The organism is Streptomyces sp. YIM 98790 (genome assembly GCF_011421595.1).
GTDB lineage: Bacteria > Actinomycetota > Actinomycetes > Streptomycetales > Streptomycetaceae > Streptomyces.
The window spans coordinates 1-12273 of the sequence record NZ_WTLH01000172.1 but is presented as its reverse complement, the minus strand read 5'-3'; the positions used below and the strand labels follow the sequence as shown (position 1 = coordinate 12273).

Annotated in this window: 1 protein-coding gene and 3 pseudogenes; all 4 read right to left on the bottom strand. The window is 78.1% G+C overall.

The genetic code is table 11. From position 1 onward, the window contains the following. Positions 1-3186, bottom strand: a 3186-nt coding sequence (locus GQS09_RS22560) for an SDR family NAD(P)-dependent oxidoreductase (protein WP_165989129.1), incomplete at its 3' end; no start/stop codon positions are given. A gap of 141 nt (positions 3187-3327) precedes the next feature. Next, positions 3328-3429, bottom strand: a pseudogene (locus GQS09_RS31055) (hypothetical protein); the annotation flags it as partial. Positions 3430-3584: 155 nt separating this feature from the next. Continuing rightward, positions 3585-5126: pseudogene (locus tag GQS09_RS29845) on the bottom strand (beta-ketoacyl synthase N-terminal-like domain-containing protein); the annotation flags it as partial. A gap of 89 nt (positions 5127-5215) precedes the next feature. Continuing rightward, positions 5216-12238, bottom strand: a pseudogene (locus GQS09_RS22545) (SDR family NAD(P)-dependent oxidoreductase); the annotation flags it as partial. Positions 12239-12273 lie beyond the last annotated feature (35 nt).

Below are 12273 nucleotides of genomic sequence, written 5' to 3'. Positions count from 1 at the left end.
GCCGTCCGGCCCGGCAGCGGCGCCGGCGGCAGCGGGGGCAGGGGCGGGGCCGGGGGCGGACGGGTCGGGCGAGGGGGACAGGGCGGCGGCGAGCGCGGCCACGGTGGGGTGGGCGAACAGCAGCGCGGGGGCGATCCGCCGCCCCAGCCGCCGTTCCAGGGCGGCCACCATCGCCATGCCGACCAGGGAGTTGCCGCCCAGGTCGAAGAACGGGTCCTGGCCGCCGACCCGGTCGATGCCCAGGTACTCGCCCCACACCTCGGCGACCGTGGTCTCCAGGCCGGCACGCGGCGGCACGTACTCGGTGCGCAGCGGCGGCCGGGGGAACCTGGCCTTGCCGGTGCGGCCACCCCCGGGAACGCCACTGCCGGTTCCGCCGGTCCCGCCGTCAGTGCCGGTCCCGCCGTCAGTGCCGTCGGCGGTGGCCGCGGCGTTCCCGGGGGTGGCGCTCTCGATCAGCCGGTCCAGGGAGTTGAGCCGGGTGATGTCGCGGACGGCACGTTCCAGCGGCGGGCGCAGCGCCACCACCGCGCCGCCGGCCGAGGCGGTGATCCGGTCCAGCAGGGCGCAGCCCGCCTCGTCGGTGAGCCCGTTGCGCTTGCGGTAGGCGATCCGGTCGGCGCCGGTGGTGTCGTCCGCCCAGGCGTCGTGCTGCCAGTGGCCCCAGGCCACGGTGACGACCTGGGTGCGCTCGGCGGCGTGCGCCAGGGCCTGGCCGTAGGCGTCCAGCACGCTGTTCGCGGCGCAGTAGTCGGCCTCGCCGATGCCGCCGACCACGGTGGCGATGGAGGAGTACAGCACCAGCAGCCTCGGCCGTTCGGCGGCCGGGGTGGCCGGGCCGACGAGCTCCGCCAGCGGCCCCATGGCCAGCACCTTGGGCGCCAGCACGCGGTGCGCCTCGGCCGGATCGCGTCGCTGGGCCAGGCCGCCGCCGGGGGCGCCCGCGGCGTGCACCACCATGTCGAGGGTGCCGAACCGGGCCCGGGCCTCGGCCAGGGCGCGGCGGAACTCGTCCGGCTCGCCCACGTCCGCGGAGATCACCAGGACCTCGGCGCCCGCGGCGGTGAGGTCCGTGGTGTCGGCCCGGCCGGTACGGCTGACCAGGGCCAGCCGCCGCACCCCGCGGCGGGCCAGGTGACGGGCGAGGATCATGCCCAGGCCCCGGGTGCCGCCGGTGATCAGACAGGTCCGCGCGGGCGGTGCGTCGGCGGCGTCGGCGGTGTCGGGCAGCGGGATCTCGGTGTGGGCCAGGAGCCATCGGCGGCCGTCCCGCCGCCCCGCCAGGGCCGGCGCCCCCGCCGGGCCGCCGCCGGACTCCCGGAAGCCGTGCCCCAGTTCGTGCAGCAGGTGCCCGGCAGCCCCGGGGTGGCCGGGCTGCACGTCCACACCCCGCCAGGACAGCGCGGGGTATTCGGCGCACACCCCGCGCGCCAGGCCGTGCACCAGGGCGCGGTCGGGCGCGGTGGCGTCCCCGCCGGTGATCTCGGCGGCGCCCGCGCTGACCGTCAGCAGCCGCGCCGGGCGCCCGGCCAGGGCCTGGAGGGTGAGCAGCAGGCTGTCGAAGCCGTGGCGGATCGCGGTGCGCAGATCGTCGTCGGCGGGGAAGAGGGTGCCGGCCGGTTCCCGCAGGCTCCACAGGTGGGCCACGTGCAGCGGGCCGCCGCCCTCGCCGCCCTCGCCCTCGCCGTCGTCTCCGTCCCCGTTCTCGGAGCGGTTCCCGTCGCCGATCGCGGCGAACACTTCGTGGTGGTGACGGGGGTCGGCCGGGTCGATCACCAGGCGGCGGCCCTCGCGGCGCGGTGCGGAGACGCTGCCCGGAAGCACCTCCAGCACCCGGAGCCCGGTGCCGCCGCCCGCGGCGGCGGTGGCCGCGTCGGCCAGCCGGGTGCCGAGCTCGCCGTCGCTGAACACCACCAGGGTGCCGGACAGCCCGGGCACGGCGGTGCCGTCCGGGGACGGGGCGAGGTCCGGGCGCCAGACCGGTACGTAGCAGCGGCCGGCCTCGTCGACCTCTCTCTTCTCCGTATCCGTCTCCGTCCCCGCGTCCGCGTCCGCGTCCGGCCCGGCCTGCTCGGTCCGCGCCGCTCGGGTGTGCTCCGGTGACGCGGGCCCGGCGTCCGGACCGGACGGCTCGGGCCAGTAGCGGGTGCGGCGGAACGGGTAGGGCGGCAGCGAGACCAGCCGCCCGGTGCCGCGCCGCAGGGCCGCCCAGTCCAGCTCGGTTCCCAGCTCCCACAGCCGGGCGCAGGTCTCCAGCAGCGCGGTGCTCTCGTCGGTGTCCTCGGTCACCGCCCACTGCGCGGGCAGGGTGCCCAGCACCGCCGGGCGCGCGTCGCCCACGTTCTGCCGCACCAGCCCGCCCAGCGTCTGGCCCGGGCCCAGCTCGACATAGGCCGTCACGCCCTGCTCGGCGCAGTGCCGCACGCAGTCGGCGAACCGCACCGGGCGGCACAGGTGACCGGCCCAGTAGCCGGGGTCGGTGGCCTCGGCGTCCGTCAGAACCCGGCCGGTGGCGTTGGAGACCACCGGGATGCGGGGCGCCCGGCGCGGCACCGAGGCGACCAGGCCGGCCAGCCGGTCCCGGGCCGGACGCAGCAGCGAGGAGTGGAAGGGGTGGGCGGCGCGCAGCGCGCGGGCCGCGATGCCGGCCTCGGCCAGCCGCCCGGCCGCCGCGTCCACGGCGTCGGGCGGGCCGCTGAGCACGGTCATGTGCGGGCCGTTGAGCGCGGCCACGTCCACCGAGGGGCCGAGGCCGAGGCCGGCGAAGTCTTCGGGCGCGGCGGCCACGGCGAGCATCCGGCCGGGCGGGGCGGCCTCGATCAGCCGGGCCCGTTCGGTCACCAGCCACAGGGCGTCCGGCAGGGTGAACACCCCGGCCAGGCAGGCCGCGACATACTCGCCGAGGCTGTAGCCGGCCAGCAGCGCGGGCTGCACGCCGCGCCGCATCAGCAGCCGGGCCAGCGCGTATTCAAGGGTGAACAGGAACGGGTGGGCGGTCTCGGCGTGGTCGAAGAGGTCGTCGGACGAGGCGGCGAGCAGGGCGCCGCCGCCCGGGCCGGAGGTGTCCCGCGGCGCGGCGAAGAAGACGGGGCGCAGATCGACGCCGCACCGCTCGGCGGCTGCCGCCAGGCACTCGTCCACGGCCTCGGCGAAGGCCGGCTCCTCCCGGTACAGGCCCTGGCCCACGCCCCGGTACTGGTCGCCGACACCGGGCAGCAGGAACGCGGTGCGCGGGCCGGACGTCCGCCCGGTGGTGCGGACGGCGCCCCCGGTGGCCGCCGCCGCGAGGCGTTCCGCGGCCTGTTCCCGGCCGGCGGCGACAACCGCCCGCCGCACGGCGCCCGCCACACGTCCGCTCTGCAGGGTGTGTGCCACGTCGGCGAGTCCGGGGCCGGGGCCGTCGAGGCGCCGGGACAGGCGTTCCAGCATCGCGCGCAGCTCGGTCTCGCCGGCGGCGGAGACGGGCAGCAGCTCGGCGGCGGGCGCCGGGCCGCTCCCCTCGGGCTCCGCGGGCGGCGGGGCGGTNGCCGGGACAGGCGTTCCAGCATCGCGCGCAGCTCGGTCTCGCCGGCGGCGGAGACGGGCAGCAGCTCGGCGGCGGGCGCCGGGCCGCTCCCCTCGGGCTCCGCGGGCGGCGGGGCGGTCTCCAGCACCACATGGGCGTTGGTGCCGGACCAGCCGAAGGAGCTGACCCCGGCGACCACCGTGCCCGCGTCGTCCCCGGCCTGCCCGGCCTGCCCGGCCTGCCCGGCCTGCCCGGCCTGCCCGGCCTGCCCGGCCTGCCCGGCATCCCCGTCGCCCCCGGCGTCCGTGCCGGAGGTGCCCTCGGCGCGGTGCCCGGTGAGCGGTCCGCCCTCGGCGGCGGGCCGCACCGCCGGACCGGCCGCGTGCACCACGTCCGCCGGTTCGGTCATGTGGAGATTGGGCGGCACCTGGCCGTGCTCCAGGACCAGCACCGTCTTGATCAGGCCCGCGATACCGGCCGCGGTGTGGGTGTGGCCGACGTTGGTCTTCACCGCGCCCACCCGCAGCGGCGGTCCGGCGGCCGGCCGGCTGCCGAACACCTCGTGCAGGGCGCCGAGTTCGATCTCGTCGCCGAGTGCCGTGCCCGAGCCGTGCGCCTCCAGGTAGGCCACCTCGCCCGGCGCCACCCGGGCGGCGGCCAGCGCCCGGCGGATCACGTCCACCTGGGCGTCGCGGTTCGGCGCGGTCAGGCCGTTGCTGCGGCCGTCCTGATTGACCGCCGAGCCCCGGATCACCGCGCGGACGCGGCGGCCGTCGCGCAGTGCGTCGGACAGCCGGGCCAGCATCACCAGGCCGCCGCCCTCGCCCATCAGATAGCCGTCCGCCCCGGTGTCGAAGGTGTGGCAGCGGTCGGTGGGCGAGAGCAGCGCGTTGGCGCTGCTGTACGCGTGCAGGAACGGGTGCAGGGCCAGGTAGACGCCGCCGGCCAGGGCCTGGTCGCACTCGCCCGCGCGCAGCGCCCGCACCGCCTGGTGCACGGCGACCAGCGCCGAGGAGCACGCGGTGTCCAGCGAGAAGGCCGGCCCGCGCAGGTCGAAGTGGTAGGCGATGCGCCCGGCCACCACGCTGGCCAGCCCGCCCTGGCCCAGGTACGGGTCGGCCCACACCTCGCGGCCCTCGATCTCGGCCTCCAGCTGCCCGTACTGGAAGGAGTCGGAGAAGCCGAGCAGCACGCCGGTACGGCTGCCGGCCAGGCCGGGCGGCGGGGTCCCGGCGTCCTCCATGGCCTCCCAGGCCAGCTCCATCAGCAGCCGCTGCTGCGGGTCCATGCGCAGCGCCTCCTGCGGCGGGAAGCCGAAGAACTCCGCGTCGAAACCGGCCACATCGGGCAGGAAGGCGCCCTGCCGGGGCCGGTCGGCGCCGGGCGGGGCCTGGGCGCGGAAACGGCTCTCGGGCACCTCGCCGACGGGGGCGGCGCGGCCCTCGCGCAGCAGGTCCCAGAAGGCGTCCACGTCCTCGGCGCCGGGGAACCGGCAGGACATGCCGATCACGGCGATGGGCTCGTGGTCGCGGGCGTCTGCCTCGGCCAGGCGTCGGCGCGCGTCCGTCAGATCGACGGTCACCCGCCTGAGGTAGTCGCGGAGCTTGTCCTCGGCCGCCATTGGTGAACCCCCATCAGAGCTGTGGCTGTGTCGCTGGGTCGCGGGTCGGTGGGCTGGGTGCGTGGCTGGTGGTGCGCGGAGCGGGCGGATCAGAGCTGGGTGTCGATGAAGGCGAAGAGTTCCTCGTCGCTGCCCAGGCCCTCCGGGCCGGACTCGGGCACCCGGCCGGGCATCGGCGCCGGGCCTCCGGTGCCGTTTGCGGTTGCGGTTGCGGTTGCGGTTGCGGTTGCGTTCGCGGGCCCGGTGCCGGCGGCCGGTACGCCGAGCCGGTTCAGGGCCTCGGTGAGCAGCGCCGCCGCGGCGGCCGGCTCCAGGTCGGGCAGCACCCGGTCCAGGGCGGTGCGCAGCCGCCGCTCCGGGCTGGGCACCAGGTCCCGGGCCAGGCGGGCGGAGAGCGCGGCAACGGTGGGGTGGTTGAAGACCAGGGCGGCGGGCAGCCGCAGGCCGGTCTCGGCGCTGATCCGGTTGCGCATCTCCACCGAGGTCAGTGAGTCCAGGCCCATTTCGCGGAACGGCTTGTCCGGGTCGACGGCGTCGGCCGAGCGGTGGCCCAGGGCGAGCGCCACCTGGCCGCGGACGAACGCGGACACCGCCTCGGCGTCCGGGAACCGGCGGCCGGCGTCCGGTGCCGTTCCCTCCGCTGCTTCCGCTGCTTCCGCTGCTTCCGCTGCTTCCGCTGCTTCCGCTGCTTCCGCTCCCGCCGGGCCGTGCGGGGCGGGGCGGCGGGCCGCGGCCGGGACCAGGGAGCGCAGCACCGCCGGGGGGCCGCCGGGCCGGGCGCGCAGCGCGGCGGTGTCCCAGCGGGCGGCCACCACCCGGGCACCCGCCTCCGGGCTCAGCGCCGCGTCCAGCAGCTCCAGGCCCTGGCGTTCGGTCATCGCCGCCACCCCGGCCAGCCGGGTGCGGTCGGCGTCCGTCATGGCCCCGGTCATGCCGGTGCGCACGGACCACAGGCCCCAGGCCACGGAGACCGCGGGCAGGCCCAGGGCGCGGCGGTGGTCCGCCAGCCCGTCCAGATAGCCGTTGGCCGCCGCGTAGTTGGCCTGCCCGGCGTTGCCCAGCACCCCGGCGACCGAGGAGAACAGGACGAAGGCGGTCAGCGGCTGGTCCAGGGTCAGTTCGTGCAGCAGCCGGGCGGCGTCGGCCTTGGGGGCCAGCACCGCGTCCAGCCGCTCCGGGGTCAGCCCGGCCAGCGTGGCGTCGGACAGCACCCCGGCCGCGTGCACCACGGCCGTCAGGCGCTCCCCGGCCAGCAGCGCGGCCAGTTGTGCGCGGTCGGCGAGGTCGCAGGCGGCGATGCGCACCGAGGCGCCCAGCCCCGTGAGCCGCTCCGCCAGCGCTTCCGCGCCGGGGGCCTCGGGGCCGCGCCGGGAGACCAGCAGCAGGTCCCGGGCGCCGTGCCGTTCCACCAGGCGGGCGGCGGTCAGCGCGCCCAGGCCGCCGGTGCCGCCGGTGACCAGCACGGTGCCGTCGCCCAGCCCGGCCGGCGGGGGGCCGTCGGCGATGTGACGCACCACCCGGGGCACCAGCACCCGGCCGCCGTCCGCCACCGCGAACTGCGGCTCCTGCACGGCCGCGACCAGGGCGCCGTCCTCGGGCGTGGCGTGGGCCAGGGCGAACCGGCCGGGGTGCTCGGTGGCGGCGGAGCGGACCAGGCCCCACACCGCGGCTCCGGCCGGGGTGCCGGGGTCGGCCAGGAACACCAGCCGGGAGCCGGCGTACCGGTCCTCGGCCACCCAGCGCTGGGCCAGCGCCAGCACCTGGCGGAGCATCGCATGCGGGACCCGCGGGGCGGGGGAGAGCGGGGAGCCGTCGCCGGTGCCGTCGCCGTCCGGGCAGCGCACCAGGACCACCGGCGGCACCTCGGCGGGCAGTTCGGCACCGCAGTCGGTGACCGTCCAGCCGGGACCGGCGGTGCCGGACGGCGGGGCGGTCTCCACCCACTCCACCCGGTGGAGCTCGGTGCCGGGCGCGGCCGACGCGGGACGGAGGATCACGTCGCCGATCTCGCCGGCCGGGGCACCGGAGGAGTCCCAGAAGGTGAGGGAGGAGCCGGAGATCCGCACCCGCAGCGTCCCGGGCGCCCGCCCGGTGAACCACATGCCGGAGAGCACGAACGGCAGGTGCAGCCCGTCCGCGTCCAGCACCAGCGGGTGCAGGGCGGCGTCCAGCAGCGCCGGGTGCACGGTGAACCCGTCGTTCCCGACAGCGTGCCCGTCAGCGTGCCCGTCCCCGTCCCCGTGCCCGTGCCCGCCCCGGTCCGTGCCGTCCGGCAGGCGCACCTCGGCCCACATCCCGGTGCCGTCCCGCCAGGCCGCGGTGAGCCCGCGGAAGGCCGGGCCGTAGGCGTAGCCGGTCCCGGCGAGCCGCCGGTAGGCGTCGGAGAGGTCGACCGGCTCGGCGCCGGCCGGGGGCCACTGGGCGAGCCGGGCGGGCGGCGCCGGGCGCCCGGCGGCCAGGGTGCCGGCGGCGTGCCGGGTCCACGGCGTCCCGGCGTCCGGCCGGGCGTGGACGGTGAGTTCGGTGCCGCGGACCGCGACCTGGATCTCGGCCGAGCCGCCCTCGGGCAGCACCAGCGGGGCATGCAGGGTCAGCGACTCGACACCGGCCGCGCCCGCCTCGGCGGCGGCCCGCAGGGCGAGTTCGGCGAACGCGGTGCCCGGCAGCAGTACGGTGTCCCGCACCGCGTGGTCGGCCAGCCACGGCATGGTGTTGCGGGAGACCCGCCCGGTCAGCAGCAGCCCGCCGCCGGGCGCGCCGTCCTCGTCGTCCTCGGCGGCGGCGAGCGGGACCACGGACCGCAGCACGGGATGGCCGCCGTCCCCGTCCGGGGACAGCCAGAACCGGCGGCCCAGGAACGGGTGGGTCGGCAGCTCAAGCGTGCGGCGCGCCGGGCCCAGCACCGCCGGCCAGTCCACGGCCGCGCCCCGCACCCAGGCCCCGGCCAGCGCGGTGAGGAACTGCCGCGGGCCGCCCTCGCCGCGCCGCAGCGTGCCCGTGGCCGAACCGGTGATCCCCGCGTCGGCGAGGATCTCACGGACCGCCCCGGCCAGGATCGGGTGCGGGCTGACCTCGATGAACAGCGGGTGGCTGCGGTCGCGGAAGGCACGCACCGCGGTGTCGAAGAGGACCGGCTCGGCCAGATTGCGGTACCAGTAGCCGGCGTCCAGTGCGGAGCCGGGCAGGAAGTCCCCGGCGCAGGAGGAGGAGAAGGCGGTGGCCGTGTCGGCGGGGGACAGGCTGCCGATCGCGTCCAGCAGTTCCCCGCGCACCGCCGCCACATGCGGGGTGTGCGCGGCATAGGCGACCGGGGTGCGCCGCACCTGTACGCCGTCCGCGGCGCAGGCCGCCGCGAACTCCTCGATGGCGGCCAGTTCCCCGGCCAGCACGGTGCCGACCGGGCCGTTGTCGACGGCCACCCACAGCCGCCCGGTCCAGGGCGCCAGGCGCCCGCGCACCTCCGCCTCGGGCAGGCCGACCGCGAGCACGCCGCCGGTGCCGTCCAGGCCGCCCACCACCCGGCTGCGCACCGCGATCACCCGGGCCGCCTCCTCCAGGGACAGCGCGCCGGTGACGGCCGCGGCGGCGATCTCGCCCTGCGAGTGGCCGACGACGGCGGCGGGTTCCACGCCCGCCGCGCGCCACAGCCGGGCGAGCGAGACCATCACGGCGAACAGCGCCGGCTGCACCACCTCGGTGCCGTCGTCCAGGGAGGGCGCCCCCTCGGCGCCGGTGAGCACGTCCCGGACCGACCAGCCGGTCCAGGGCCGCAGGGCGTCCGCGCAGTGCCGCAGCTCGGCGGCGAACCGCTCGTCGGATCCGAGGAGTTCGACGGCCATGCCGGCCCACTGGGCGCCCTGGCCGGGGAACACGAACACCGGGTGGACCTCGCGGGCGGCCGTTCCGGTGACCAGGCCGGGGTGCGGTTCGCCGGCGGCCAGCGCGGCCAGCGCCGCGCACAGCTCCTCCCGGCCGCCGGCCACCACCACGGCGCGGTGCGGCAGGGCGGCCCGGCGGGTGAGGTTGCGGCCGGCCTCGGCGAGGTCCGGTGCGGGGGCGGTGGCGGCGTAGGCGCGCAGCCGGTCCGCCTGGGCGCGGAGCGCCTCGGCGGAGCGGGCGGAGACCGCCCACACCAGCGGGGCGTCGCTCCGGGCGGCGGCCGGGAATGCGGCCCCGGGAGCGGGCGGCACGGCGTCCGGTACAGCGGCGTCCGGTCCGGCGGCGCCCTGCCCGGCAGCGTCCGGTACGGCGGCATCCGGTCCGCCGGCGCCCTGCCCGGCGGCGGGCGGGGCGGCCTCCAGCACCAGGTGGGTGTTGGTGCCGCTGATGCCGAAGCTGGAGACGGCGGCCCGCGCCGGGCGGCCGTCCCGCCCCGTCCAGGGCCGTTCCTCGGTGAGCACCCGGACCCGGCCGTCCGCCCAGTCGACCCGGGTGGTGGGCCGCTCCGCGTGCAGGGTGCGGGGCAGCGTGCCGTGCCGCATCGCCTGCACCATCTTGATCACCCCGCCGACGCCGGCCGCCGCCTGGGTGTGGCCGATGTTGGACTTCAGCGAGCCGACCCACACGGTGTCGTCCCGGTCCCGGCCGTAGGTGCCGAGCAGGGCGTCGGCCTCGATGGGGTCGCCCAGCGCGGTGCCGGTGCCGTGCGCCTCGACGGCGTCGACATCCTGCGGGGCCAGACCGGCGTCGGCCAGGGCCTGCCGGATGACCTGCTGCTGGGCCTGGCCGCTGGGCGCGCTCAGGCCGTTGCTGGCGCCGTCGGAGTTCACGGCCGCGCCGCGGATCACGGCCAGCACCGGGTGGCCGTTGCGCCGGGCGTCGGACAGCCGTTCCAGCAGCAGCACGCCCGCGCCCTCGGAGAACACGGTGCCGTCGGCCGCGTCGGAGAACGCCTTGGCGCGGCCGTCCGGGGCCAGCCCGTTCTGGCGGCTGAACTCGACGAGGATGCCGGGGTTGCTCATCACGGTCACGCCGCCGGCCAGGGCGAGGCCGCAGTCCCCGCGCCGCAGGGCGCGCACCGCGAGCTCGATCGCGACCAGGGAGGAGGAGCAGGCGGTGTCCACGGTCAGGGCCGGGCCGTTGAGGCCGAGGGTGTAGGCGATGCGCCCGGAGGCCACCCCCAGGCCGGTGCCGGTGAGCAGATGGCCGTCGACCGCGCTGTTCGGCTCGTGCAGGCGGGTGCCGTAGTCCGAGGCCATGGCGCCGACGAAGACGCCGGTGGGGGAGCCGGCCAGGGAGGCGGGGTCGAGCCCGGCGCGCTCCACGGCCTCCCAGGAGATCTCCAGCATCAGCCGCTGCTGCGGGTCCATGGCGAGGGCCTCGCGCGGGCCGATGCCGAAGAACTCGGCGTCGAAGAGGTCGGCGTCGTGCAGGAAGCCGCCGCGGCGGGTGGCGCAGGCGCCGCCGAACAGGGCGTCCAGATCCCAGCCGCGGTTGACCGGCAGGCCGGACATCACGTCCCGGCCCTGCGCCACGACCTGCCACAGGTCCTCCGGGGTCCGGACGCCGCCCGGGTAGCGGCAGGCCATGGCCACCACCGCGACGGGCTCCCGCGCGGTGTCCCCCTCCGCGGCCCGCAGCGCGGCGGGCGCGGCGGGCGCGGCGGGCCGAGGGGCGTCGGCCTGCGCGGTGAGACGCTCGTGGAGCAGGCGGGTGACGCGGTCGGGGGTGGGGAAGTCGTACAGCAGGCCGGTCGGCAGCCGCAGGCCGGTGAGTGCGCTCAGCCGGTTGCGCAGTTCCACCGCGCTGACCGAGTCGCAGCCCAGCTCCTTGAAGGTGCGGGCGGGATCGACGGCCTCGGCGTCCCGGTGGCCCAGGACGGACGCGGCGGCGCCGCGCACCAGTGCGCGCAGCTCCTCCCGGGAGGCACCGGCCGCGGCGGCGGGCGCGGCAGCGGCAGCCCCGGTTGCCCGCTCCGGGGACTCGCCCACCCAGTGCCGTTCCCGCTGGAACGGGTACGTCGGCAGGTCGACCAGCCGGGCCCCCGGTATCTCCCAGTCCACCGGAACCCCGCCGGTCCAGGCCTCGGCGAGGCTGCGCTCCAGCCGCGCCGGGCCGCCCTCCCCGCGGCGCAGCGTGCCGACCGCCACCGCCTCCCGGCCGGCCGCCTCAGCGGTCTCCTCGACCGCGCCGGCCAGCACCGGGTGCGGGCTGCACTCCACGAACCGGGCGTGCCCGAGCTCCAGGGCCCGCCGGGTGGCGTCGGCGAACCGGACCGGGTGGCGCAGGCTGCGGAACCAGTAGTCGGCGTCCAGCCCGGCGGTGTCCATGGGTTCGCCGGTCAGCGTGGAGAGGAACAGCACCGGCACGGACACCGGCCGGACCGGTGCCAGCAGCGCCCGGATCTCCTCGCGCAGCGCGTCCACCGCCGGGGAGTGCGAGGCGTAGTCCACCGGCAGGATCTTGGTCCGGCAGCCGTCCGCGGCGAGCCGTTCGCGCAGCGCCAGCAGCCCGGCGCGGGTGCCGGAGACCACCACCGAGCGCGGCCCGTTGACGGCTGCCACCGACACCCCGCCGAACGCGCCGCCGTCCTCGCCGAGCAGCCCGGCGACCGTCCCGGCCGGGGCGGCCACCGACATCATGCCGCCGCCGGAGACCCCGCGCAGCGCGCGGCTGCGCAGCGCCACCACCCGGGCCGCGTCGCCGATGTCCAGCGCGCCCGCCACGGTGGCCGCGGCGATCTCGCCCTGCGAGTGGCCGATCACCGCGGCCGGCTGCAGCCCGTGCGAGCGCCACACCTCGGCCAGCGACACCATCACCGCCCACAGCGCGGGCTGCACGACGTCCACCCGGTCCAGGTCCGGCGCGCCCGGCTCCTGCCGCAGCACGGACAGCAGCGGGTAGCCGGTGAACGGCCGCAGCGCCTCGGCGCACTCGGCCAGCCGCTCGGCGAAGACCGGGGAGGAGCCGAGGAGTTCGCGGGCCATGCCGGGCCACTGGGAGCCCTGCCCGGGGAAGACCAGCACATCTTTGCCGGCCACCGCCCGTCCGGTGACGACGGCGGCGTCCGCCCGGCCGGCGGCCAGCGCGGCCAGTGCCGTCCGGTGGCCGGCGGCCGGCACCACGGCCCGGTGTTCCAGCCGGGCCCGGGTGCGCAGCAGCGACAGCGCCACGTCCGCGGGCCGGTCCTGCGGCCGGTCCGCCAGGT